Origin of the sequence: Paenibacillus endophyticus (genome assembly GCF_014192395.1) — a bacterium.
GTDB lineage: Bacteria > Bacillota > Bacilli > Paenibacillales > Paenibacillaceae > Pristimantibacillus > Pristimantibacillus endophyticus.
The window spans coordinates 1-25,973 of the sequence record NZ_JACHXW010000018.1 but is presented as its reverse complement, the minus strand read 5'-3'; the positions used below and the strand labels follow the sequence as shown (position 1 = coordinate 25,973).

Below are 25,973 nucleotides of genomic sequence, written 5' to 3'. Positions count from 1 at the left end.
ACGCTCATCGCAATAGAAAGCCTTCACCAAGCTCATCCAGCGGATCAAGAATGAATTCGCACGACGCGACCAATCTGGCGCGTGCGGTCAAAACCAAGACTAATTCCAGGTCACGTTCCCCAATACCGTCTGTTGATATGATCATGCACTCTACTAACCCGCCTGCAAGACCAATGAAGCGATGGGGGACATTGCAATTCGCCCCTTCCCCGCGAAGCTTAGCGAGCATCGCTCCGATCGCGGCCATGTGTGGAGCGCGCACTAAACAACCATCGCGGCCGATCGCAGCGAGCACCCATTCCATGCCATTCTTCTCCTCCGCGAGCACCGTTGTTTTACCTTCCGCGCAGCTTCCTATATATTCTTCGATCTCATAAGCGTTGCGGGGATGAAGCGACAATCCGGCGTCAAGCGCCCGAACAACCCTGTAGGAAGCGAGCTCGGACGAAGCCAACCGGTAAACGGCAGACCGTCTGGTTTCACTGTCCGTTGGACCAACCGCAATCGATCCGCTCTCCGTCTCAAATACGATTCCGTCCGCGTTTGCCAATAACCCGGTTTCCGTCATAGCCAAAGCTGCACAGAGCGCATCCATTCCGTCAACCAGGCACATGCCTTCCGAATCGAATACCATCAAGCCGTAATCTCCTTTTCGCGATGAGGTCACGACACCGATTCGCATTGCAGCATGCCCTCTCGGCTCATGCTGCAGCCAGCGAAGCGGCGAACGTTCCGCTTGCCATAACCGCAAAGCTTTTTCCTCCAGCGTCTCTGCCTCGCGGTGCTCCGCGACATCGAACAGGACCCGCAGCGGCCAGCCAGCGACATGAACGTCCAACGATTTGGCCATTCTACTAAATTTCATGTTTGGGCATTCTCCCCTCCGTGATCGTTTGGAGGTACGAACAAAAAACCTTCGTTCAACGGATCTTCCGGATCGGAATAAAACGTGTGCATGCCCATCATCCTTGCCGAACCGGCAATTTCCGTTACGACGGCCTGCTGCATGCCAATTATCGTCTGCTCCAACACCCTGCCTTTGAAAAGCGAGCCGACAATGCTTTCGTAAACGAACGTCTCGCCAAGAGCGATTTTTCCCTGCGCAAACAGCGCTGCCAGCTTTGCCGAAGTGCCCGTGCCGCAAGGCGAGCGGTCGATGCCTCCCGGAGGCACGACAACCGCATTGCGTAAATCCGCGTCTGGATGGCAGGCATCGCCATAGAACTCGACATGCGTTACGCCTCGTATAAACGTAGATTCCGGATGTTCAATGACCAAGCTCTTGTTAATCGCTTGCCGAATTTGAACCGCTTGCTTAATGATAGCCGCCGCATTCGAGGGCTCAAGCTGCAGCCCGCATGCGCGGGCGTCTATAATCGCGAAGAAATTGCCGCCGTAAGCAATTTCGAATGCCACGTCTCCTAGCCCTGGAACGTATACGCTGCTAACGCTATGCAGGAATGCTGGAATATTGCGGAATGCCACCTGGAGAGCGGTCCCTTCATTGACCGTCACCTCCGCGCGAACAAGTCCAGCGGGCGTATCCAGCCTAATTACCGTTATCGGCTCCTCTACCGGCACAAGTCCGCATTCGACCAATGCGGTGCAAAAACCGATCGTATCGTGCCCACACATCGGCAGGTAGCCGCCTGTTTCAATATAAATGACGCCTACATCGGCTTCTTCCTGACAAGGCGGCACCAGGCATGCTCCCGACATCACCTCATGCCCGCGAGGCTCGTTCATCAGCAGCCGCCTAATGCCGTCATGATTTTGTTTCATATCGAGCATCTTTTCCGCCATGGTCGTTCCTGTTAGCTTCGGCATTCCACTAATAATCGTTCGGGTCGGATTGCCTCCCGTATGAGTGTCAATGGTGCGATACACGCGCGCTGCGTTCATGGTCGTTACCCCCTTCATTCTTATTGAATCGGCCGAATCTCAAAGGTTCCGCCGGAATGCATGTCGTCTTGGCATTCGTAAGCAATTCTCCCATCAGCTTGCCGGTTACGGCAGCCAGGCTGATGCCGTCTCCTTCGTGTCCAGCTGCAATATAGTAGCCCGGCATGTCTTCGACCTCGGATACGATCGGCAAATGGTCGGGCGTCCAAGGACGCAAGCCGGTATACGTGCGAATGATTTGAAAATCGGATAACGCGGGATAAAATCGGAGCAGCCGCCTGGCCATGCAGGCGATGACTTCCGGCCGTACTGTCGTATCGAAACGGGCGAACTCCCTGCTGGAGCCGATCAGAAAGTTCTGGCTTTCGGTAGGCTCGAAGACGAGCGCCACGCCGTATTGTTCCGTCAAGCGATCGACTTGACGAGTGCCTCCGAATTTGGACATCAAATAACCGAACTCCATTACCTTGCGCATGCCGACCGGCTGCTGCCTGGAAGCGACAATGAGATGACCCTTGCGCGGAGCAATCGGAATGTCTATACCTACCATCCCTCCGATCATTGGCGCCCAGCAGCCAGCAGCGTTGACAACCTTGCCCGCGACCCATGTGCCTTGGTCCGTTTCGACGGCATAACCATTACCGCTCAGTTTGTCAACGTTTTGCACGGTCGTCCCCAAACATATTTCCGCCCCGTGGCGCCTCGCCCCGTCGGCAAGCGCATAGGTCAGCAAATAGGGATTTACCGTCGAATCGGAACCGCATTCCAAGCCGCCGGGCAAATCATCTGCGAAATAGCGAGACTCCTGGCGTATTTCGTAACGGTCGAGCATCCGGAACGGGAGCCCCAGCGCAGCTTGCCTCGCCACCCAGCTTCGGGCCGCTTCCATTTCCGCTTCATTCTCGCATACGAATACGCTACCGGGAGCTCGGTATTCGAACGGCTGCGCAAGCTCCCGGGCCAGCTCCGCGACGATGCGCTGGCTCTCGATCGACATCAGGCTATCGAAGCCGGGCTCCTTGTCGATGACGAGAATATTCCCGTCGCATCGCGACGACGTTCCTTGAGCAATCTCTCCGCGTTCAAGCAATGCGACAGACAAGCCCGCTTTTGCTGCAAAATATGATACGGACGCGCCAATAATGCCGCCTCCTAAAACAAGCACGTCCGCATGCCGTTTAATGGTCATGTGCGTCACCTACCGATACATATATTTACACTTTCGGTTGACAGTGTAATAATTAAGATACACTTTTCAAGGGAGGACCCCTCGTTGCAACCAACAGCTTCTATGCATAATCAATCCGATCCATTCCATGATTTGATCGGAAAAAGTCCGGCTTTGCTCTCTGTTATCGATATGGCGCGCAGGCTCGCCCATACTGCCGCCACCGTCACGCTTACGGGAGAAACCGGCGTCGGCAAAGAAGTGTTCGCAAGGGGCATTCATTCCCTTCGCGAAGCGGCCGGTTCCCCGTTCGTTGCCGTCAATTGCGGCGCAATGATGGCCAGCCTTGCCGAAAGCGAGCTGTTCGGCTATGAGAAAGGCGCGTTCTCCGGAGCAGATCCGCGCGGCAAATCCGGCAAGATCGAGCTCGCCCGCGGCGGCACGCTATTTCTGGACGAAATCGGAGAGCTGCCGCTCGATTTGCAAGCGAAGCTGCTGCGTATACTCGAAGACCGCGAATATTATCCGGTCGGCGGAACGCGTACCCTCCACTCAGACTGCCGTTTCATTGCCGCAACGAATCGCGATTTGGCCCTGCTTGTGGAACAAGGAAAGTTTAGGGAGGATCTGTATTATCGTATACATGTGATTGAGCTGGACATTCCGCCCCTTCGCCACCGTCCCGAGGATATTCCGCTCCTCGCCGAGCTGTTCGCGAGACGGTTCGGCTGCACCGTGCCATTAGACGAAGGATTGCACTTGCTGCTTGCTCTGCATCCATGGCCTGGCAACGTCCGCGAGCTCCGAAATGCGATCGAGCGCCTATGCGTGTTGTCCGCAGGCGGCTCGCTTAAAGCCGAGCATCTCCCTCCCGCAGTACTGCGCAGCGCCGCACATTGGTCGCCACTCTCCAAGCAGCATTCCGATGTTAGCCCCTCCTTGCCAAAGCAAGGGGCATTATCCGATTGGCTCGCGAATTATGAGCGCCGTTTTATTGAGTCCGCGCTCCAGGAAACAAGCGGCAATAAGCAGGCAGCCGCCCAACTTCTAGGCATTTCACGAATGACGCTCTATAAACGCATCCGCGCGCTGTTCGGAAACGATTCAGCGAACTGAAGGCGTTTCAATGGCTTCGGTGAACGGGTCAGCGCACTAAAGGCGTTTCAATGACTTCGGAAAACGGGTAAGCTGCTCTGCGAAGCCATCCTCATTCACATACAGGTCGTCTTCAATCCGAACCCCGCCTAAGCCGGGAATGTAGATACCCGGCTCGATTGTCAACAGCATTCCGCTGACGATCGGCTGCTCATTCCAGCCGTGTACGGAAGGCGGCTCGTGGATCTCGATGCCGAGGCCGTGGCCGACGCGATGAGGAAATTGTTCTCCGTAGCCGCGACTTCTAATCCACGACCTTGCCGCCTCATCGACTGACGCCAGCGGTGCTCCTAATTGCAAGGCGGCAATCGCCCTCCGATTTCCCTCCAGAACCGTTTCGTACATCCGTTCTTGCTCCGCCGTCCCATGTCCGACAAGGAATGTCCGAGTCATGTCCGATAAGTAGCCTTTATGAACCACCCCCATATCGACGAGCACAATATCGCCATCGACGATTACGTATTCCGAGGTTTCTCCGTGAGGCAGCGCAGACCGTTCGCCTCCCAGCACGGTCGTCTTGAAAGCAGGGCCATCCCCTCCGGCCAGTATAATCTGCCTATCGATTTCCTCCGCAAGCTCCCTTTCCTTCATCCCTCGGCGAAAAAAACGTAAAGCGGCTTCAAGGGCAGCGTCCCCAAAGCCTGCCGCTGCTTTCACGAGATCCGCCTCTGTCCTCGTCTTGCAGCCACGCATCTGCCCGATATCCGAGTCGATATCCACGAATTCCGTATCCGGCCATAAATAAACCAACTGTTCAGCCATTTTCCACTTCAGTGTTTCTTTTTCGATGCCGCAGCGCTGCAGCTCCCCGCCGCAATTCCCCCTTAATACTTCGATCGCAGGCTTCCCGTCTGGAATGGGCACCAGCCTATCGATTCCCTGTATCATGCTTGCCTTCGTCTCATCCAATTCGGGAACATACAATATCGTCGTACCGTCAGCCCTTATCCAAAGCGCCATAAATCGTTCCATTGGATCCGATCGGAATCCCGTCAAATACGCGATAGACGCCGGCGATACCACCAGTGCCGCCCCTAGGGCCTTCTTCTCCAGCTTTTCCAAGAGCATGCTCCTTCTGTTCCGGTACAGCATAATCAAATTGAATCCCACCTTTTCGAGCGGATTGAGACGACGTCGGTCCTCGTCATATTAGTAGCTGCAAAAACGATGCCATGGGCTCTACAATTGCGAACTTTTGCTGCAGCTTCTTCGGATGCGAATAGATATTTATCTAAAATGCTGCCCGGAGCACCCGCGACTAGCGCGCGGCCTATGTATACGAAATTCCGATTGCCGCATCATTGGATGGCATAGTATTTCAATTAATGAAATTCTACTTGCGGTATCATCGGATGGCATGAAATTTGCATCTTCATAAAGTATCCAGAGAGATCAACAAGGAGGCTGTTTACATGAACGAAGCATCGATAATCGTTTGCAGATGCGAGGAGGTCACATTGGAGCAAATCCGTGAGACCATACGCCAGCATGGCTGCTCCGCGCGCGAGACGAAGCTGCGCACGCGTGCCGGCATGGGAATATGCGGCGGCCGTATATGCCGGCCGCTGCTCGATCGCTTGGCGATTAAGCCAGGAGGAGACTTTCCATCCGAGCTCCCGCTAAAAGTCCAGCCGCCGGTTCGACCGGTGTCTTTCACCGATTGGGGGCAATCATGATGAGCTACGGCAGAATCGAACACCATCCCGTTCTTGGCCCTCTCCCACCCGCAGAAACCTGCTCCTTTTCCTATGATGGGAGACTTTATAAGGCGCGCGAAGGCGAAAGCATCGCCGCCGCGCTGCTTGCTGGCGGCGTTCGGACGCTGAGGCTACATGAGGAGAACGGATCGCCTAGGGGCATTTACTGCAACATCGGGCATTGTATGGAATGCCGGGTAACGATTGGAGGCATAACCGGCGTTCGCGCTTGCCTAACGCCGGTTAAGGAAGGCATGGACGTTCGATCAGGAACCGTCCTTCCAACACCGTTCCGTCAGATGGCGGAGGATGAGAGGAGCCCTTCCTTATGAATACCTTCTATGATCTTATCGTCGTCGGCGCTGGACCAGCAGGTTTGGCTGCAGCTTGCTCTGCCGCGCAAGCCGGCTTGAAGGTACTTCTGCTGGATGAATTCATGAAGCCCGGCGGGCGCCTGCTCGGCCAATTGCATCAGGAGCCTGGCGGTGCTTGGTGGAACGGCATTCGGGAAGCTGAATTGCTCGTGCTCGGTGCCCGGAATGCGGGCGCTCATATTCAAACCGGAGTGTCTGTGACCGGCTTGAATCGAACGAGTGATAACAGTTGGACCATATGGACGAACCAAGGCTGTTATCATGCGCCTTTCGTCCTCCTCGCTACCGGCGCCGCCGAATCGGCAAACCCGCTTCCGGGATGGACGCTTCCCGGCGTTATGTCAATTGGTGCCGCGCAGGTGATGACGAATGTACAACGCGTTCGCGTCGGCAATCGAGGCGTCGTCATCGGCATGAGCGTACTCGCCATGGCCATCGTGTCCGAGCTTCGCCTTGCGGGCATCAATTTGGCCGCGATCGTACTGCCGCCCGGCAATGCGCTCAGCGGCAATGCCTCCGACCCCGAAGCCGTACTCGGCTCGTTGCTGCGCTTCGCGGACTTAGCACCAAGCGCGATGCTCAAATACGGTGCGAAGCTTCTGCAGAGCAGTATGCTGCGCAAGCTCGCGTTGACCTTTTTCCCCAAACAAGGAATACGCATGCTGGACGTGCCGCTTCAGCTTCGCCGCTGCGCGATCGAGATTGTCGGGAGGGACGCCGTAGAAGGCGTGCTCATTGCTGACGTCACTGCGCGCGGAGAACCGATTGCCGGCAGCGAACGCATCGTGGAAGCCGACTTCGTATGCATCGCTGGCGGGTTGTATCCGCTTGCGGAGCTGGCCGCGGTTGCCGGCTGCCCTTTCCGCTATGTGCCGGAGCTCGGCGGACATGTTCCGGTGCATGGCGAGAATATGCAGACGCCGCTTCCCGGTCTCTATGTCGCCGGCAACATTACCGGAGTAGAGAGCGCCAAAGTCGCGATCGCGCAGGGAACAGTTGCCGGCTTATCGATCGCAATCAACGCCGCAGCCAAGAAAGCTCCCGGCGAAGCCGAAGTCAAAGATGCCATGGCACAAGTCAAACGGACAAGAAGCGAAGCACTCATTCAGTTCCATCCTGATATCGCCCGCAGCCGAGCGAAGCTGTACCAAACCGAAATCGTCTAACGACCATGCAAATAAACCGCCTTAGGGTATTTCAACCCGAAAGGCGGCTTTGTCATGCGCTTGGTCAGCTATTAAACAGAGCGGTGATTTCCGATCCGCTCAGCGCCCGGTTGTAGATGCAGAAATCGTCTAATCCTCCGTTCAAATAAGCGTCGCCGGCATATTGTGATCGACCGAGATAGTTGAGTGTCGTGTTGCCTAGGCTCGACGGCTTAATCGTCATATTCGCATTCGTCGCTACCGATACGCCGTCCACGTACAGCGTGCCCGCGGTCCCGTTCAACGTCACCGCAACATGCTTCCACACGCCCGTCGGGAATGCCGTCGTCGTCGATAACCGCTGCTCCCCGCCGCTGCCGCTCGTCGTGATCGCGAACCGAAGCCCTGCCCCGCCTGGACGAGGTGTCAGGAACATGTTCGACGCAGCTCCAGTACCGAAGTCGAATATTCGGGTCCAGTTCGATGTATTGTCCACTTTGACCCAAGTGGCGATCGTGAAATTGTTTAGCCCACTGACGATACCGCTAGGCAAGCTGCCGTAGCCTGTCGTACCATTAAAAAGAACAGCGTTGGCCGCATGGCCAGCAGCCCATGTTACACCGCCGCTCAGCGAAGTGTTCAAGCCATTGCCGGAAGCGTCAGCCGCTGTCATGCCGCTCGTTTCATTAAATAGGTATCGCGCAACCAGGTCGGTTGGCGGCTCGGTGCCGTTCAGGCTAATGGTAAACGTCTTCGTAACCGGCACGCTAAGCGTATCGTAGTCCCGCAGCTGCACCGTGAACGTATAGCTGTTTTGGGGCGCACTGCCCGAGATTGTTCCGCTAATGGTTCCCTTGAAGCGATCCAAGGTCAGTCCCGGCGGAAGCGAACCGCTTATTAGATTCCAATCATAGAACGGTACGCCGCCTTTCGCCGAAAGCGTCTGCGAATAAGCGGCGCCTTTCGTGCCGCCCAGCAGCGATGTTGTAACGATGGACGGAGCAAGAAATGGCGTTAGTGTTTTTTTGATCTTCCAGCCTGCATTCTCCGCGATCAGCAGAGAGAGCTTCGTCATCATCCATCTCTTCGGATGGAACATATGGCTGCGCCCGCCGCTTTGCCCGCTCAGCCGATCCCAGTTCTGAGAATTGGCTTCAGGAATGTGGTAGCTGGTATCGAGCGGCACCGCGTTGCCTTGATAGGCGATCACTTCGGAATCGTTCGCTCCGCCGCTTGCGACATATGCTGCCATGCCAGGCCAGTCGCTGTGGAAGGCGACTGCATGCCCGAATTCATGGGCGATCAAGCCGAGCAAATCGGTTTGGCAGTTGGAGGTGCAAGATGCGCCGGGCATCTGCGTCAAGTAATAATCTTCATCGTTCAACGATGTAAACGGCGTAAAGCCCGTATAGAAATCCAAAATCGTTGCGAGTGAACGAGGAATCGGTCCCGGTACTTGAACGCCTGCGCGTTTGTGGTAATTACCGTTGATGGAGGGAAACCCTGTCGAATAGGGATCATTAATCCCGCGCAGGAAGACCCACATGCCGTTGTATGCGGCGTTATTCGTGACCGATATGGAGTTCTGCCAATTGTCTCCAGGAAGGGACATCTGCTCCGCACCGGAAGCGACGGTATCATATGGGGCTTCGTCGAAAAAGTAGAACCAGTCCTTGATCGCCTGCTCCGTGGCGGCTTTCACACCGGCATCGCCGAATATGTTCGTTATCGTATCGAAGCGGTAATCGAATTTGAGCGGCATCGTTGGCTCGGCATTGTCGTCTTGATCGAGCACCCGAATCGCAATAGATTGTGTGCTGGTCGCATTGTTTCCTTGAACCACCTGCAAAGTCAACGTATGATTCTCGATTTCGCCGTTGCCGCCGACCCGGTCAGGGTGAATAGCCAAGTTGAATTCTTGCGTGGATGCTGCATTAGCGAACGTCAACGTTTTGGCTGCGCCGGTGGCTGACATTGTACTCGGCCTGTTCATCATCAGGCGGGAGGTGCCTTGGGTCGTTAAGTTGATCGTAACAGGGAACACCGCGCTAGTCGGGGGCTTGACCGTGAGCTTGATATAAGGGTTGGCTAGGTAGCCCTGCCAGTCCACAAGTTCGATTCCGTTGTCGTTCACCGTCCGGCCAAAAATATCGACGACCTCGGCGTAACCCGCCGCGGCATGGACCGGTCTCGGCGGACCTGTGAAGAGCAGCGTGACCAGAAGCACCCCGATCAAAATAGCAGATACGGCTGCTGTGAACGTAAAGCTCCGCTTTCCTTGCATGGTTCGTAGTTCCATTCCTTGAGCCTCCTCTTCTTTTTCGGTATTCGAAGCACGCTTCCCATTGCCTACCTGCGGTTACATGGGCATCTCCTCCCTTCATAAACCGGGCATGATTACAGCGGCATGGACCGGAAAGTCGACGGCAGAATGCGTTCCTCTTCCCGGTATTTCGCAACAGTACGTCTAGAGATGATCAGCCCTTCCTCATGAAGCAATGCGGCAAGACGCGCGTCCGTTAACGGGCGCTGCTTGTTCTCGCCTGCGATTAGCCCTCGGATGCGATACTTCACCGCTCGCGAGGATACCTCTTCTCCGCGGTCACTTTCGAGGCCATTGGAAAAAAACGTATTTAACGGCAGCACGCCAAACGGCGTATCTACATGCTTTCCTCGAACTGCCCTGCTGACAGTCGAGAGATGAAATCCGGTCTCGGCGGCAATCTGCTCCAGCTTAAGAGGCCGTATCGCTGCCGCTCCTTCATCCAGAAATCGCTGCTGTTGAACGGCGATAGCGGCGGTCACAGCGGTTAAGGCTCGCATTCGGAAGCGCAGCATTCCCTCCAATACGCCTGCTTCTTTTCTCTTGGCTTCAACCCAATCATGCCACGCGCGAGGACCAGCACCTGCATCAAGCCCGAGAGCATGAAAGCTTATCCGGAACGGAGCCGATTCGCGAATGACAAACCCTGAACCGTCTTCCGATCTTCGCAGCTTGATCTCCGCTATCGCATATAAATCGTCCGAATTGCCGTAGTGAAGCCCCGGACGGGGATTGAGACTCCGCAAATACCGGACGGCGCCTTCCATTTCCTGCTCGCTTATTCCGAGCGATTTGCCGATGATCTTCCAGCGCCGCTTGGCAACATCGCCGAGATGGCTTTGGATCAGCTCCTTAACAAACCGAGGTGCGCTGTTATCGCGAGACGCCTGCAGCAGCAAACATTCCTTCAGCGACGCGGCAGCAGAGCCTGCGGGTTCCAACGTGTGCAGCAGTCTAAGTCCAGCTTCGACGACATTCATCTCAAGCCCCGTGATGCTCCCCGCCTCTTCAAGTCCAATATCCAGATAACCGGATTCATTCAAATTGCCCGCCAAAAAGGCGGCAGCCATTTTCTCCATTCTCGGTGCGTTAGTTAGTCTGATCTGGGCGTGCAGTGCTTGTTCAAGCGTTTCCCTCTCCATGCGGAATGCAGCCAGATCAGCACCACTGCTCCGATGGCCTACTGCTCCACTTTGCTTGGCTCCATAGGATAACCAATCCGCCTCCTCGAGCTGAATCAACGGATTGTCCTGCTCGGCCTCCCGCAAATAGGAGAACAGATCAGCAGTCGTCATCTGCAGCAGCATGAGCGATTGCCTCAGCTCGGGAGCAAGCGCGCAACGCATCTGCGGCAGCAATTGCATATTCATAGTCGAGCTCGCCATTGTCATTGCTCACGCTCCGTTCATCGCGCATTAACGGTATTGAATCGCGCATGTTTTCAGATGGGAGTAGAATTCGAGAGCGGATTGGCCCTGTTCTCTACTGTGGGAGCTGGAATCTTTCATGCCCCCGAAGGGTGCCTGATATTCCACACCTCCCGTTTCCTGATTGACGCGGACCATGCCCGCTTCCGCTTCGTCGAGAAACCGGAACGCGTTGTTCAGGTCTCTTGTGAATACGGAAGCGCTAAGCCCAAAGACGGTCCGATTGACAAGTGCAATCGCTTCGTCGAGGTTGTCAGCGGGGAGCAGCACGGCCAATGGGCCGAACACTTCCTCTTGGACGAGCTGATGATCAGCCGATACTCCCTCTACGAGCAGCGGGGAAATATAGTACCCTTCATCCTCCCCATCAGCTCTCGAACCGACGGCAACGGTTCGCGCCTCCGCAAGCGCGGTCTCCACGAACCCATTAACCGACTTGAATTGCTCCAACGAGGCGACGGGACCGAGATACGCCCCTTCGGTTTTTGCATTTGCCATGCACAGCTTTGCTATCGCTTCGGCCGTTTTGGACGCAAACTCATCATAAACAGCCCGTTCGACGATAATTCTGCTCGTCGCCGTGCATTTCTGCCCCGCCGAGCGAAAGGCGCCGCTAACGACGGCCGCAACAGCCGCATCGAGATCGGCATCGCGCAGAACGACGGCAGCATTCTTGCCGCCCATCTCCGACTGGTACTTCAAATTTCGCGCAGCGCTGGCCGCCGCGACCCGAAGCCCCGTTGCGGAAGAACCGGTAAAGCTGACCGCGTCAATCTTCGCTTCCTGCAGCAGCGCTTCGCCAACGACACTCCCCTTCCCAATAATCAGATTAAGGGTACCCGCTGGCAATTTAGCTTCGGCGAATATTTCCGCGAGTTTAACCGCAGTCAGGCAACCGTTTTCTGCCGGCTTCCATACGACCGTGTTGCCGCATATTAAAGCGGGGGCGATCTTCCATATCGGGATAGCCGCCGGAAAGTTCCAAGGCGTAATGACCGCAGCTACTCCGAGCGGGACGCGAACCGAATACTGCTTCACATTGGCGAAGGCCGAAGGAATAATCTGGCCGTTCGCACGAACGCCCTCCGCTGCGTAATAGCGAAGCAATTGGACGCCGCGTGCCACTTCCCCGCGCATCTCGGCAATTGGCTTGCCCATTTCGCTGCTTGCTAGAATCGCAACCTCTGCAACATGCGCCTCAAGCAAATCGGCCATGCGATAGAGACATTCTCCTCTAGCGGCTCCCGTCATCGCCGCCCACTTCGGCTGCGCGCTCCGCGCCGCATCGACTGCCGCAAACAATTCCGCCTTGCCCGACAAATGAACATACCCCACCGTTTCAGTTAAATCAGAAGGATTGCGGATTTCGAGCGTGCCCGCTTCCGGCTTGCTCCATTCTCCGCCGATCCAGTTCCTGGATTCCATGCTGCTTCCCCCCTTCTGAATTTCACCTATTCGCTCGTCGCGTACGCATACGCCTCCCGAATGTCGCTCTGCTCCTCCTCCGTTAGCGGCAGACGCGGCGGGCGGGTCAACCCCATCGGCCGACCAGCCAACTCCATACTGTATTTGATCGCCTGAACGAGGCGCGGATTCGCATCCCAATGAAATAACGGAAGCAATCTGCGATAAATAGCGATCGCCTCATCCAACTGGCCCTGCTGAGCCAGCTTGAACATGCGGACACTCTCCGACGGCAATACATTCGTAAGACCGGCGATCCATCCCGCTGCACCGAACAGCCCGCCCTCCATAGCCAAATCATCCACGCCAATCATGATCTGAAGATCGGTCAGCCTTTGAATATCATGTACTCTTCGGATATCGCCTGAAAACTCCTTGACGGCGACAACGTTTTCGATGGCAGACAGTTTTTGCAGAAAGGCGGGCTTCATGTCAGTCGGATAATCATGGGGGTTGTTATAAACGACGATAGGCAGCCCAACCGAAGATAGCGATTCGTAATGATGGATCACTTCGGCTTCGGACGGCCTGTAACTGATTGGCGGCAGTGCCATAATACCTGCTGCACCGGATTGCTTGGCATGCTCCGCCCATTGCACGGCCATTCCCGTAGAAGGCGCGGCCGTTCCGACGATGACAGGCACCCGGCCTGCAGCCGCAGCAATAGCAGTCTCGACTACCGTTCTTCGCTCCTCTGCCGATAAAGTGGCGTACTCTCCGACTGAACCGGTTGGGACGATGCCGTCGACGCCTTCACGGATCAACCAATCGACATGCTCCTCTAAGCGGGCAACATCCACATTCATCTTGTCATCGAAAGGGGTAACGATAGCGACATAAACGCCGGAAAATAAACTCATATTTGCTTCCTCCTCGATACGGAGGCTCGGCTCGAGCCGTCCAATTTAGAGCGCGATCAGCGCTTTGGGACTTGAAGTGAGGACGTCCACGCCATTCGGCTTGATGAGCACGTCGTCTTCGATGCGAACGCCTTCAACATTAGGAATGTATATGCCCGGCTCAACGGTAAGCACGTTGCCTGGTTCCAGGATGGAATCGCTTAACTGCGATAAACGAAGCTGCTCGTGGATTTCCAAGCCGATGCCATGCCCGAGGCCATGTCCGAAATATTCCCCATAGCCCCGTTCCGCGATGACATCACGGCCGAGGGCGTCTCCCTGCTTGCCGTCCAATCCGGGACGCAAGCCTCGAATCGCTTTTTCGTTGGCGGCTAGCACCGTAGCGTAAATCTCACGCTGCCTCCCGTCGGGCTTGCCTACGAACACCGTTCTCGTCACATCCGACATGTAACCGTTCACGATCGCGCCGAAATCAAGCGTTACGAATTCGTCATTGCCGATTTCCTTAGTGCTCGCCACGCCGTGCGGCAGAGCCGAACGATAGCCCGAGGCGACGATGAATCCCGGCCATCCACATTCCGCGCCGAGCAGCCGGATGCGGTATTCCAGCTCCGCTGCGATTCGCCTCTCGGTCGTGCCAGGACGGATGAGAGGCAATATATGAAAGAACGCCTCGTCCGCAATGCGTGCTGCTTCCCGGAGTGACGCGATTTCGGCTTCATCCTTGACATTGCGAAGCTTCTCCAAGATTTCTTCAGTCGGCAAGCACGCGATGCCGGATAATTGCTCCAGCAGCATTTTGGCTTGCGCCAAGGTCAACCGATTTGCCTCGAAGGCGAGCTCTCGAACGCCAAGCTTGCGGATATGCTCCGCGATCGACGCGAGAGGTTGAACCCCGTGCCGCTCCACATCGAAGGTCGCCGCCTGCTCCTTCGCTTGCGAAAGATAGCGGAAATCCGTTAGCAGCAAGGCATGCTCGCCCGTTACGACCGCATATCCGGAAGATCCTGTAAATCCGGATATGTATCGGCGATTCGGACCATGTGAAATAAGAATGGCTTCGAGCTTTTTCTCTTTCAACACTGACCGAAGCCGTGACAACCTTGCATTCATCATCCGATCTCCCTCCTTAGCCTTTAATGCCCGTGAGCGTAATTCCTTCGATAAAGTAGCGCTGCGCAAGAAAGAATAGCAAAATAATCGGAGCGACCATCGTAGCCGACGCGGCCATCAGATAACCCCATTGCGCATTGTAGAGCCCTTTGAAGGAAGCTAGGCCAAGCGCCATCGTAAAGTTGGATTCCGAGCTGAGATACAAGGTTGGCTCTAGAAATTGGTTCCACACGTCATTGAACGAAAACACGGTTATGACGAGCACTGCGGGCTTCGAGAGCGGAATGATGATCCGCCAAAGCACAGTCAAAGGGCCCGCCCCGTCCATGTAAGCCGCCTCGTCAAGCTCCCGGGGAATGGAGAGGTAAAACTGACGCATTAGAAATATCGCGAACACACCTTGCCCTGTGTAGACGCCTGCACCGAACCAGGAAGGAAGTGCGAGCGGAACGAATGAATCAAGCGCTCCTACTTCCCGCCATAGGACGAACATCGGAATCAGCGTCGCTGCTCCAGGCAGCATGCCGGTTGCCATCAGCACGCCGAACACGATATTTCGGCCTGGCCATCTCAGCCTTGCGAACGTATAGGCTGAGATGATCGTCGTTACAAGTACGCCGCTGACCGTGAGCAATTCAAGCGTCATCGTGTTCAAGAAGAAGCGGCTGAACGGAACGGCCGTAAGTGCCTCCGGATAATTGCTCCAACGAAAAGGACTCGGAATCCACTCCGGCGGGAAAATGAATATTTGCGCATTATCCATCAAGGAGCTTCTAGCGAGCCAGATGAGCGGCAAAATCATCAGCAAGCTGAGCAAAATGAGCGTTACATAAGTGAAAATGCGGGGACTCGTTCTGCTCACTACTTTCCTCCCCCTTCGTAATACACCCATTTGCGCGACGTCCGGAACGTAATGAGCGTCAGCACGACGATTATGATGAATAAAATCCAAGACAACGCTGATGCATAGCCAATTTTCGTCTCCGTGAAGGCAACGCGGTACAGATAGACCACATAGAGCAAGGTCGCATTATTCGGTCCGCCCTGTGTCATGACGTATACGCTGTCGAAGCTTTGGAAAGCCCCGATCTGCATCATGACCATATTGAAGAATATCGTCGGCGTCATCGAGGGCAAGGTAACATGGTAAAATTTGCGCCATGCTCCTCCCCCGTCCACTTCGACCGCCTCGTACAAATGTGCGGGAACGGATTGCAGCCCTGCCAAAAAAATAATCATATAATTGCCGACGCCCCACACGCTCATAAGCGCAATCGATGGAATCGCCGTTTCCTCCGCATAAATCCATTGGCTTCCGGGCAGACCCACAAATTCAAGCATCGAGTTGAGCAAACCGAAGTCGGGATTGAACAGCCACAGCCAGAGCATCGTGCTGGCAATTCGGGGGACTATGGATGGCAAAAAGAAGATCGTCCTGAAGATGGACAAGCCTTTCACCTTGCGGTTAAGGAGCATCGCCAGCCCGAAAGCGGCGATAATGGCGACCGGGACCGTGGCGAGCACATAATAGACCGTCACGAACAGCGATTTCGTAAATACAGGATCCTTCGTTAAGATCGTCTCGTAGTTTTTCAAGCCAATGAATGAGGATTGACCTCCGATTTGCCAATCGGTCAAGCTGAAGAAAAAGGATGCAATGATGGGTCCTATGGCGAAGAGAATCAATCCGAGCGTAACCGGAAGCGCGAGCAGCATGCCCCATCGGCGCTCCATCTTAAGCAGTCCATTCTTGTTGCGTTTCTTCATATTGACTCCCTCCATCCGGAATAGGTGAGCGATGCGGCAATCAGGGGACGAAAGCGCTGCGGCAGCCACCACTTTCCGTCCCTTGCACTGATTGAATGCCGTTTATTCGTTCGGATATTCTCCTTGGATGAGAGGCTCAATCTGCGGCTTCAGCTCGTCGAGCGCTTCTTGGGCCGTCTTCTTATTCGTCCAAATAAGATCGAGTCCTGGCGTTAGCTTGCTGTTGATTTCAGGCCAATTTTTGATCGCCGTTGACGGAGATTTGACTGCATAGCCCTTCGTATATTCGATACCAGCCTGCAGAAATTCCGGAGGATGCGCTGGATTATCGGTCCATTGCTTAATGGCCGCTTCCTCCGTATAGTATTTCTCCTCCGTCGGCATCCAAAGGCCCGTACGGTACAAGTCAACCTGATCCGGGTTGTTATGGTACAAATAAAACTCCAGCGCTTCGGCAGGATGCTTCGTTGAGTTGAATACAACCGTCGTGCCGGCTAGAATGACCGTCTTTGGCTCTTTCAGTTTCGGCAATACGCCGATGCCATAGTTCAACTTCTTGTTGTTCGTCAAATCGAGCAGCGCCCATGTTCCATCAAGCACCATCGCTACTTTGCGCGTTTGAAGGCGAACATGATTGTCAGGCATATTTTGCTGTTGAATTAAATTGGGCGAAACGTGGTGGACGTAGATCAAATCCTGAAGCTTTTGGAACACCTCGACGGCTTCCGGCTCGTTAAGCGCGTAGCTTTTGCCCGAATCGTCCAGAATTCCCGCACCGTTGCTCTCGAGCAGCGGACCGTAAGTGCCACGGTCAGTGCCGAACGAGAAGCCATAGGTGTCGATGTTCTTCTCGTCAAAGTCTGGATCTTCCGCATTCCGTCCTTTAGTGTCCTTCGTCAATTTCTTCGCGATGGAGACGAACTCATCCCACGTCCAAGCTTGCATGGGGTCGGATGGCGGGAGGGATACGCCCGCTTCCGAGAAAATGTCTTTGTTGTAGTAGAGAACCATAATTTCGAGAGCAGTAAAGTTGGCAACCGCTTTGCCTGGCTCCGTGAACAAATATGAAGCTTTCAGCTTGTTCTGCAGCTCGGGATAACTGTCGTAGTATTGGCTGAAATCAAGCAGCTTTCCTTCGCTTCCCCATTTGTTCGTCAAGCCATCACCCAAATAAGCGACGTCCGGCAGCTCGTTGGCCGCCATAAGCGTGTTCATCTTCGTGTTGTAATCTCCTGGAACGTGCTCGCCCGACACTTGGATGTGCGGATGGGATTCATTAAACGATTTGAGCATCTGCTCCATTGCCTTTTTCTCGTCCGTGCTGCCCCAGTACATGAACTTCAGTTTAACCGTTTCCTTCGGTGCGTCGCTTGTTTCTGCCGGCTCTTGCGAGCCGCTTGGAGACGACGTCGCCTCGTTGCTGCCACCGTTCGAGCTGCAGGCTGCAAGGAAGGCAAGCATAACTGCCAACAATAGGAAAAACCACTTTCGTCTGCGTATCGCCATCATGCAGGGATCCCCTCTCCATATGGAAATATATCTTACGATTCTATTATCCTGCTTTTCGACTGTCGCCTATATAAGGTTGCTCCATGTCCTCTTTGTTTTGGTTCGATTGTTTCCGCCTTTACAAACAAAATCGATATCTCTGTTGATCAGAGATATCGTTTGCGAAATTCCGAAGGCGTAAGGCCCATATTTTTCTTGAAAGCGATGCTGAAATAATTCGTATCGGTGTACCCGACCGCCTCGGCGATCGCCGACACCTTCTGGCCTGGATCAAGCAGCAGCTCCCGAGCTCGTTCGAAACGAACGCGGGTCAGGAAATCGGCGAAGCACTCGCCAGTCACCTGCTTGAAGCGCGAGCTGACATACTTTGGGCTTAAGTGCAAATAGTCCGCGAGACCATTCAGACTAGCCTCCTTATGCAAATGCTCGCGAATCCAATGACGCGCGTCATCGAACATTTTCGGAACGGCAAACTCCCGCGATTCGCGGATCCATTGCCCGACCTTTTCGAAGTAATCGGAGATGAAGGCCACGATCTCGCTACCACTTGCCATTCGCGACATTTCGAGTAGCGGATCGCGGCAGAATGGCGCGCCCTTATTCGGCAGCGGAAAGTCCTGAACGACGCGCATGACGTACAGCACCAGCTGTGTCGCCATAAGCTTCACTTGTCGCGAAGGCAGGCCGGCGAACTGCGCCGTCCACTCCAGCAGGATAGATGCAACCGCCCCATCGTTCCCTGCGCGGATTTCGGACAGCAGAATCAATTCCTTGTCAAGCAAGGTGCGATTGTTCGTTGCCTCGATTTGCACGCTTTCATACGGAATGATCTGACCATCTCCGACCCAGCCCTTGTGCTCGGCAGCATGAACAGCTTCCATGTAAGCCTCCGGAAGCAGCTTCAATTCGAGTACCAGCCGGCTCGCACCGATCGTGATCGACACGTCCATATACAATTGAACAGCGGCACGCACGCTCTTGGCCGCCTCGATTACCGTCTCCTTGCTGGCGTTAGACAACACGATGAGCATCCGATCGGGAGAGGCAGCTGCCCCGTATGCTGAAGTGCAGTTCTGTGCTGCTTCCGATGAGAGCTTGGCAAAAGCAACCCCGTAAAGCTGGCGATCATCGGTCGTCGACAGCCTTGTCGGAATGACGTCCATCTCGCAGCACAGCACCGCGAAAGGCGGCTTCGCTTCCGCAAGCGGTGCATGAGCAGCGCGGAGCGCTGCGATGGCGTCACTCCACGACCGCCGCTGCAGCAGCAAATCCAACAATGCGTATTCCTGCATGCGGTAACGCTCCCGGCTTCTTCTGGCATCGCCGCTTTCGTCAGAGCGCCCGCGCCTCGACAGCCGCTCCTCCGCACGAAGCAATCCGGACGCCAGCTCTTCCTTCGTAATCGGCTTCAGCATATAATCGACGGTTTCCAGCGTAATCGCCTCACGTATAAACGCCATGGAATTATAACCCGTAAGAAACAGCAGCTGCGTCTCTTCATCAATTGCCCGTATTCTGCGCGCCACATCAAGACCGCTGAAATCAGGCAGGTTAATGTCAAGCAGGATAATGTCCGGTTTCAGCTCCTGGTAAAGGCGAATCGCCGTTTCCCCGTCTTCGGCTGCTCCTACTACCTGAATAGGAAGCTCCATCTGGGCAATTAGATGCTTTAAGCCTTCGCGGATGTGGTGTTCGTCGTCAACGATCAGCAAGCTGCGCATTGAATCCTCCTTCTAGGACTGCTCCTCACGAATTGGCACATACAAAGTAACCGTCGTATACTTCCCCAGCTCGCTTGCGATTTGAACCCCATATTCCGATCCATAGTGACGAAGCCGTTCATGTACGTTTCTTAGGCCGAATCCGATCGCGCTGGCATCTCCCTGCTGACCATCCAGCGTTCTTCGAATCTCTTCAAGCTTTTGCAGGGGTATGCCGTTCCCGTCATCGCTGATCGAGAAGCGAAGACGCCTCTCCTCTCGAACACCCGTCAGCATCAGATAAACAACGTCTTTCCTTAATTTTGCGCCATGATAGATGGCATTCTCCACGATTGGCTGAAAAATCAGCTTTGGCACGCGGCAGTCTAGAATATCTTCGTCGATTTCCGAAATCCATTCCAACTTGTCCTTGAATCGGAATTGCTGGACGCGTACGTATGCGCCGGCATGCTCTGCCTCATTAGCGACACGAATTTCCTCACTGCCTTGACTAAGCGCTATTCTGAAAAATTTGCCAAGAGCTCCAATCACCTCGGACATTTCATTCTGTCCGTTCGTAAGCGCAAGCCCATTCAGCGATTCCAGCGTATTGTAGAGAAAATGCGGGTTAATCTGCGCCTGCAGAGCCCGAAACTCTGCTTCCTTCCGTGACAGCAGCGCTTCGATTACCCTGTCGTTCAATTCTTTGTTCTCCTGCATCATTCGCTCGAACCGATCCCCGATTTGTCCTACTTCATCGAGCGGATCGAAAGGAGGGAGTATAGGAGCCTTGCCAGTCGACGTGCCCATCAAGCGGCGCAGACGGCGAAGCGGACGCCTGATCGTATCGCTCACTCGGTAAGTGACGATCCAGCCGATCACGAACACCACGAGAAAAATCTCCATCGTCCATCTGCCGATCTGATTCGCGTCCTGGAACAACGCATCCGCATCCGCCAAATGCAGCAGCGTCCATTGATTCGCCGCGAGCGGAGCGAAAGAAACCATCGTTCGTTTCCCGTTCCAGCTCGTCCAGCCTTTATCCTTTGTTGAAGCGGCGGCAGCATCCAGCGCGATTTCATGAAGCGCGCGATAATCCGCCTTTATGCCTTCCGGCATTTGATAGACCGGATTTCCTCCGCTGTCCACAATCCAGAACTGCTCCTTCTCATTTGGGTTCAACACCGATATGCCGCTAAAAAAATGCACCTTCTCGATTTCCAGCATTAGAAATCCAATGTCTTCGTAATTTCCTTCAGTCTGCCTTAGCAGCTTGCCGACGTACAGATGCTCATCATCATTTGAAGGATCTAGGGCTCCTTGAAAGGGGGAGCCGTCATGCCACATGATGCGATTGTCGCTGCGCAGCTGATCATAGTAAATGCGGGCTTCTTGCTCGGTAGGGAGACCTCCGAAGCGGATCGAATCGTTGCCTTGATAGAACGATTGAAGCTCTCCGCCTCCGGGGGCGTAAATAAGTGTGGATATAATGTAGGATTTCGTCTGCGTTTGCGCTCGAATAATTTTATTCACTCGATCCACGTTGCGAAGAAATTCGTAATCGTCCGTCGGGTGCAGTTGCAAAATCGCTTGTACTTCGGGGTTGCCTAGAATGGCGTTAGTCATATCGTGTAGATCGGCAATGGTGCGGTTCAAGAAGCTCTCGCTCATCTGCCTCGATTGCGTTGCGCGCTCCTCCGCTTTGCCGACGAGAGAGTGCACGGCTATGCGGTGGAAAGTAAAGGTAAGGACGAACATCGGCACAACTGTAAGCAGCAAGGTAAGCATCAGAAATTTACCGCGTATCGTACGGATTTTCCAAACGTTCCCCCGCCATAATTTCATCCATCATCCGCCTTCCTTTCGGAATGAAGGCATTTTATTCGCGTCCGTGCTCTCGTTCTCGTATCCAAACCGTCATTTCTCCTTCCTCGCGGTTGGCCCATGCATAATAAGGAACAAATACAGCTTTCGCTTGTTTCTTGTTATAGCGTTTTGTCGTGTACAATTCGGTCGATGCTGCATCGTACGCCGTTCTCCAAGCATCCTTTGACTCGATCACATAAATGCCTTCCAGCAGATCCGGTATGAATTGCCCTTCGAATGCCGCATCCGAGGACAGCTGCAGATCGCGGAGATTGGCGCCGTTATCCGCTTCCTCCAAGCAGTAGAGGACCGGCCCGCGTTGTACGGCTGTTTTGCCGCTCGTTTCCCGAAGCTCGGGATGCGACCGTACCAAGGCGACGCTCATGTCCAGCTCCATTTCGATAATATCGCCTTCGCTCCATATGCGTTGGATTTTCGCATATCCCTTTTCGGTAATGCCAGAAGCCTCAATTTCGACACCATTCAAACGCAAGACGGTGCGCTTTGACCATGAGGGAAGCCGAAGCGCAAGCGAGAATTCCGCCGAGCCGCCGGATATCTCGAGCACGACGTTGCCCGACCAAGGATACTCCGTCTGTTGGTGAACAGTAATCTTGCCGCCTTTGAACGTCTGCTCCGTGCGGCTGCCGATATACTGGTGCACATAAAGCTCATTCTCATTCACAGAGTAAATATAACTGCTTAAGGAGGCGATAAACCTGGCGATATTCGGCGGGCAGCAGGCGCAGCCGAACCAAGGCTGCCTACGCGTTCTCGCGCTTGGAATATCGTCCCTGCGACCGCTGACGACAGGCCAAACCTCTAGCGGATTAACGTAAAAATAGCTTCGTCCGTCCAACGAAATGCCGCTTAGCAGGCCGTTGTACAGCACCCGCTCGATTACATCGGCATAGCGTGAATCCCCCTCGATCTGGAGCAGGCGCTGCCCCCAGTTCAGGAAACCGATCGCGGCGCAGGTTTCGGCGTATGCCCGATCGTTCGGCAAATCATAGTCGAACGAGAATGCTTCGAAATAATCCGAAGAGCCGATGCCTCCCGTTACATACATTCTGCGCTGTACGACGTTGTCCCATAGCGACTTGACCGCTTCCAACAAAGAATCATCATTGTATTCGTCGGCGATATCCGTTGCTCCGGCGAACAAATATACGGCACGCACGGCGTGTCCGTCAGCCGTCCGCTGTTCGCGAATCGGCGCATGCGACTGGAAGTAGTCCATCGGCCTGCGGTCAACGCGTTCCTTGCGGCCGTCGTCGAGCCGCTTCTGCAGCTCGACGTCGAAATATTTCGGTTCCCGTCCCCGCTCCTCGACGAAAAACCGAGACGTTTCCAGATACGACTGATTCCCCGTCAACTTATAAAGCTTCACTAGCGCAAGCTCGATTTCCGGATGACCGCAGTAACCAGGAAGCTGCCCTGCTCTAGCTCCGAACGTCGCAACGATATGATCTGCAAATTTGCACATGATATCGAGTATTTTACGATTGCCCGTCGCTTCGTAATAGGCGACGGCGGCTTCCATGAAGTGTCCGGCGTTGTACATTTCATGGTCATCCCTAACGTTCTCCCATTGCTCTCCTGGTTTCTGGAGCTGATAATACGTGCCGATATAGCCGTTGTCCATCTGCGCACTGCCAATCAGCTCGATTGCTGCGTCCGCCAGCTTCTCAAGTTCTTCGTCCCGATGCTGCTGCAGCACAAAACCAACCGTCTCCAGCCACTTCGCCAAATCGCTGTCCTGGAACACAAAGCCGTGATGTCCGCCAATTCTGCCTTCCGCTGCAGCGCGAAAGTTAGCGATCGTGCCGCTTTTCTCCGCCCCTTCGATTAAATCATTAAGCGCTTCCCACTGATAAGGGACGACAACATCCCTCACTAGATCCTGCCTAGGACTCCAAAATCGATCTATGATGGTCGCTTTCGAGACCGCTACCGGATTCATCTTTCTCATCGGTTTATCCCTCCGCCGTTCATAGTATGCCTGACTCTTTCAAATTAACATGCGGAGAGAATGCTGTCAGTCCGTCAAAACAATACAATTGGTAGATAAAACCGACTTTTACAGGTTAAGCCTAATGGCGCTTGCATCACTTGCTGCGTGTTTTACGAAAAAGGAGAGGTAGCTGCTAGGAAACTTCACAGTGCTACCATGTTTTAGCAGCAAACCGATTTGCGGAGGGAGCTCAGAGAAATCAAAGAAATATAAAAAGCCGCGTAACATAGACGCGGCAATAGGTTTTACAATGTGGTCGAATGTTGTCTTTCTAAATCACTTCAAATTCAAATTCAAACGCTTGACAATAAAACGCAAAAGAAGCTTTCTCATCTTCTATAACCTTATAACGTATTCCTTCCAATTGGTCATTGGATATATCAAAAATATCGATATATAAATTCAAAATGCCCCAAAAATTTCCGATTTTTTAGCTTAAAAACCCACTTCAACCAAACGGTCAAAGCGGGATTTAGTCCTGTTCTATATGACTGGAGCCGGAGCACCAAACTCGGCCCACTGCTCTTTCGTTGGTCCGTACAAATCCGGCACACGAAGGCCCGCCTGACGCATCAGAACCGTCATTTGGCCGCGATGATGAATCTCATGCTTGATGAGAACATCCAGCATCAAGCCGTTCGGCCATTGATCGCCATACATGTCACTCATGACAAGCAAATTCTCATCCTTCCAGCTGGATTGTACAGCCTCAAGGAACGCTTGCGATGTCCGCTTATAGAACGCCGCAATATCCGCTGCCGAAGCGGGTACCGCCATGGCTTCGTCCGGCCCTTCAAACGATAAGCCCGTCCGCGATGGCATTTCATGCACCGTCTGCACAAGATGCCAAGCAAGACGTCCAAGCGTTCGATGTTCGCTCGTTATCTGTTGACCAAGCGACTCATCTGTAAGCGCCTCAAGCGTCCGCAGCGTTGCTGCCGTTTCATTGCTCCAAGCCTCGGTAAAATCTTCGATTTGTTTAAACATATCCAACATCTCCCTTTTGTAATGGATTCATGCCATTATATCATTTCTTATTTCCATATTTGCAAATACGTAAAAACACTCTCAATATGCTAGTCTACGCGATGCTTAACTAGACGGGAATGGCTCTAATGAGCAGGAACGGCTGACATGCTCATTTTTGCTTCATCCTGATACATATAAAGTCCATATTCCGTCATGACTGAGGAATGACCCAGTTGGCGAAGCATAGCAGACAGATTTCCGCGGTGGTACGTACCATGATTCGCAACTTGAATTATAAATTCTGAATATCTCGTATTCAAAATCCCAGCATAAGGATTATCCAAAACCACCTCTTTCTCAAGATTCTCATGTTCGTTTATGCAAGCTTTGAATCTCGTGGATAAATCATCATACATCGCTTCTAATTCCTCAAGACTTTTTGCTTCGGCATCCGCTTCAATTTGATTAGATGCTTGCATCGCTTCATCCATGCTTTTACCCATCAGAATATCCAGCCAACAGCAGTCAACCTTATAGATATGGACCAAGACCTTCGACACCGAAGAAAACACGCTTTCAATCTCTTGCTTGTATACATGATGCGGAAGCTGCTTTAATCGATTAAAGATGATTTTATTTGCCCATACATGATAGTCATAAAATCTCGCACTATGATTTGTCATTTGAGTTACCTCCGGTTTAAGTACGTATTTATGTATCCATCATACAATGGCTATCCTGACAACTGTATGTCAGGGTTAGTCATACAAACAGCGGCTGCCTTGGGCTAAAAACAAGCCCTAGACCGCCGCTGTTCCATTAAAATATTTTTACCCAATTGCTTCGTGACTACCCAAGCAACGTAAGCTTATCTTCAACCAAGCTTTGATTATCTTCATCCCATATGACGGATATCTCAAAGGTGCCTTTTTCGAAAAATAGTGGTAATCTACGTTTAAACCATGACTGCATCGGCAAGTTTAAGGCATCATTGATATCCGCCCAAATCAGCTCGCCTTCAGGTGGATTCGCAAGCAATTCCCCTTCAAAGTTGGTAACCAAATAATTGAAAACCATATATCTGTATTTCGTTTTAGGCACGACGTATTCGTCTATTCCCTTAAAAATCAAGTCCTCCGGTTTTGCGATTAATCCAGTCTCTTCCCTGAGCTCACGAACAGCCCCTTCGGTAAAACTTTCAGGAAATTCGACCTTTCCTCCTGGACCGAGATATCCTGGAAACCCCAGTTTGTCAGGACGATTGATAAATAAAATTTTGTCTCCATCTTGCACGATGCACATGGTATATAAACCGCAATCATTGTTAACCGCCATTTTTTCCCTCCAATAATTTCATCGACCTGCCTCCAGAACGGTCCCTTGTACCTGCTTATTTTTGCTTATTGATTCAAAATTTCTTTCTCCATGACGAATTGTAATATGAAGTGCGACAGCTAGATGAACAAAAAAAAGCCCATGAATGGATTCGTGTAAAATGGAAGTTACCACACAACCATCAT

At 53.4% G+C, this 25,973-nt stretch carries 23 protein-coding genes; 4 read left to right on the top strand and 19 right to left on the bottom strand.

The genetic code is table 11. From position 1 onward, the window contains the following. Nucleotides 1-4: 4 nt before the first annotated feature. The 3 genes from FHS16_RS23340 to FHS16_RS23330 are packed head-to-tail and all read right to left on the bottom strand — an operon-like array spanning nt 5 to nt 3,091. Nucleotides 5-865 carry a proline racemase family protein gene (locus tag FHS16_RS23340; protein WP_183568595.1) on the bottom strand — a complete coding sequence of 287 codons (861 nt, stop codon included), beginning with the start codon at nt 863-865 and terminating at the stop codon, nt 5-7. Beyond that, on the bottom strand, nt 862-1,902 hold the full coding sequence (locus FHS16_RS23335; protein WP_183568592.1) for a proline racemase family protein: 1,041 nt from the start codon (nt 1,900-1,902) through the stop codon (nt 862-864). The genes FHS16_RS23340 and FHS16_RS23335 overlap by 4 nt, the downstream gene beginning before the upstream one ends. Next, nucleotides 1,871-3,091, bottom strand: a complete 1,221-nt coding sequence (locus tag FHS16_RS23330; RefSeq protein ID WP_183568589.1) for an NAD(P)/FAD-dependent oxidoreductase — start codon at nt 3,089-3,091, stop codon at nt 1,871-1,873. The genes FHS16_RS23335 and FHS16_RS23330 overlap by 32 nt, the downstream gene beginning before the upstream one ends. Before the next feature lie 84 nt (nt 3,092-3,175). On the opposite strand from FHS16_RS23330, the gene FHS16_RS23325 reads away from it, so the two are divergent. Next, nucleotides 3,176-4,186: a sigma-54 interaction domain-containing protein gene (locus tag FHS16_RS23325; protein WP_183568586.1), complete on the top strand. Its 1,011-nt coding sequence runs from the start codon at nt 3,176-3,178 to the stop codon at nt 4,184-4,186. Between the two features lie 36 nt (nt 4,187-4,222). Here the strand turns inward: FHS16_RS23325 and FHS16_RS23320 are convergent, their stop codons facing one another. Next, a complete protein-coding gene (locus FHS16_RS23320; RefSeq protein ID WP_281379175.1) occupies nt 4,223-5,293 on the bottom strand; it encodes a M24 family metallopeptidase in 1,071 nt (356 codons plus the stop codon). A gap of 344 nt (nt 5,294-5,637) precedes the next feature. Between FHS16_RS23320 and FHS16_RS23315 the strand changes: the two genes are divergently transcribed. The 3 genes from FHS16_RS23315 to FHS16_RS23305 are packed head-to-tail and all read left to right on the top strand — an operon-like array spanning nt 5,638 to nt 7,462. Then, nucleotides 5,638-5,901, top strand: coding sequence for a (2Fe-2S)-binding protein (locus FHS16_RS23315; RefSeq protein ID WP_183568580.1), 264 nt, complete (start codon nt 5,638-5,640; stop codon nt 5,899-5,901). Next, nucleotides 5,901-6,254, top strand: a complete 354-nt coding sequence (locus FHS16_RS23310) for a (2Fe-2S)-binding protein (protein ID WP_183568577.1) — start codon at nt 5,901-5,903, stop codon at nt 6,252-6,254. Before FHS16_RS23315 ends, FHS16_RS23310 begins: the two co-directional genes overlap by 1 nt. Continuing rightward, entirely contained in the window at nt 6,251-7,462 is a 1,212-nt protein-coding gene (locus FHS16_RS23305) for an NAD(P)/FAD-dependent oxidoreductase (RefSeq protein ID WP_183568573.1), read from the top strand. The genes FHS16_RS23310 and FHS16_RS23305 overlap by 4 nt, the downstream gene beginning before the upstream one ends. Nucleotides 7,463-7,526: 64 nt before the next feature. On the opposite strand, the gene FHS16_RS23300 is transcribed toward FHS16_RS23305, so the two are convergent. From FHS16_RS23300 to FHS16_RS23235, 15 genes are all read right to left on the bottom strand, one after another. Then, nucleotides 7,527-9,740, bottom strand: coding sequence for a LamG-like jellyroll fold domain-containing protein (locus FHS16_RS23300; protein WP_183568570.1), 2,214 nt, complete (start codon nt 9,738-9,740; stop codon nt 7,527-7,529). 98 nt (nt 9,741-9,838) lie between these two features. Next, the gene (gene rpoN / locus FHS16_RS23295) at nt 9,839-11,155 is read right to left on the bottom strand and encodes an RNA polymerase factor sigma-54 (RefSeq protein WP_183568567.1); all 1,317 of its coding nucleotides are present in this window, start codon (nt 11,153-11,155) and stop codon (nt 9,839-9,841) included. A gap of 24 nt (nt 11,156-11,179) precedes the next feature. Next, nucleotides 11,180-12,616: an aldehyde dehydrogenase family protein gene (locus tag FHS16_RS23290; protein ID WP_183568564.1), complete on the bottom strand. Its 1,437-nt coding sequence runs from the start codon at nt 12,614-12,616 to the stop codon at nt 11,180-11,182. Nucleotides 12,617-12,642: 26 nt separating this feature from the next. Beyond that, a complete protein-coding gene (gene dapA, locus FHS16_RS23285) occupies nt 12,643-13,515 on the bottom strand; it encodes a 4-hydroxy-tetrahydrodipicolinate synthase (protein ID WP_183568561.1) in 873 nt (290 codons plus the stop codon). Between the two features lie 45 nt (nt 13,516-13,560). After that, complete coding sequence (locus FHS16_RS23280) at nt 13,561-14,631, bottom strand: M24 family metallopeptidase (protein ID WP_183568559.1); 1,071 nt, start codon at nt 14,629-14,631, stop codon at nt 13,561-13,563. 13 nt (nt 14,632-14,644) lie between these two features. Then, on the bottom strand, nt 14,645-15,520 hold the full coding sequence (locus FHS16_RS23275) for a carbohydrate ABC transporter permease (protein WP_183568556.1): 876 nt from the start codon (nt 15,518-15,520) through the stop codon (nt 14,645-14,647). Continuing rightward, the gene (locus FHS16_RS23270) at nt 15,490-16,395 is read right to left on the bottom strand and encodes a carbohydrate ABC transporter permease (RefSeq protein ID WP_246431918.1); all 906 of its coding nucleotides are present in this window, start codon (nt 16,393-16,395) and stop codon (nt 15,490-15,492) included. The genes FHS16_RS23275 and FHS16_RS23270 overlap by 31 nt, the downstream gene beginning before the upstream one ends. Before the next feature lie 102 nt (nt 16,396-16,497). Then, nucleotides 16,498-17,904 (bottom strand): ABC transporter substrate-binding protein, encoded by a 1,407-nt coding sequence (locus tag FHS16_RS23265; protein ID WP_246431917.1) that lies wholly within the window; start codon nt 17,902-17,904, stop codon nt 16,498-16,500. Nucleotides 17,905-18,050: 146 nt separating this feature from the next. Next, nucleotides 18,051-19,625: a response regulator gene (locus FHS16_RS23260; RefSeq protein ID WP_183568553.1), complete on the bottom strand. Its 1,575-nt coding sequence runs from the start codon at nt 19,623-19,625 to the stop codon at nt 18,051-18,053. A 12-nt stretch (nt 19,626-19,637) separates the two neighbouring features. Further along, nucleotides 19,638-21,449, bottom strand: coding sequence for a sensor histidine kinase (locus FHS16_RS23255; protein WP_183568550.1), 1,812 nt, complete (start codon nt 21,447-21,449; stop codon nt 19,638-19,640). A gap of 34 nt (nt 21,450-21,483) precedes the next feature. Continuing rightward, nucleotides 21,484-23,442 (bottom strand): glycoside hydrolase family 127 protein, encoded by a 1,959-nt coding sequence (locus tag FHS16_RS23250; protein WP_183568547.1) that lies wholly within the window; start codon nt 23,440-23,442, stop codon nt 21,484-21,486. Nucleotides 23,443-23,755: 313 nt separating this feature from the next. Then, a complete protein-coding gene (locus tag FHS16_RS32860) occupies nt 23,756-23,911 on the bottom strand; it encodes a PIM8 family immunity protein (RefSeq protein WP_512699005.1) in 156 nt (51 codons plus the stop codon). 56 nt (nt 23,912-23,967) lie between these two features. Further along, nucleotides 23,968-24,471 carry a DinB family protein gene (locus FHS16_RS23245; protein WP_183568544.1) on the bottom strand — a complete coding sequence of 168 codons (504 nt, stop codon included), beginning with the start codon at nt 24,469-24,471 and terminating at the stop codon, nt 23,968-23,970. Between the two features lie 125 nt (nt 24,472-24,596). Beyond that, nucleotides 24,597-25,136 (bottom strand): DinB family protein, encoded by a 540-nt coding sequence (locus FHS16_RS23240; protein ID WP_183568541.1) that lies wholly within the window; start codon nt 25,134-25,136, stop codon nt 24,597-24,599. Nucleotides 25,137-25,302: 166 nt separating this feature from the next. Further along, on the bottom strand, nt 25,303-25,788 hold the full coding sequence (locus tag FHS16_RS23235) for an 8-oxo-dGTP diphosphatase (protein ID WP_183568538.1): 486 nt from the start codon (nt 25,786-25,788) through the stop codon (nt 25,303-25,305). Nucleotides 25,789-25,973: the final 185 nt, after the last annotated feature.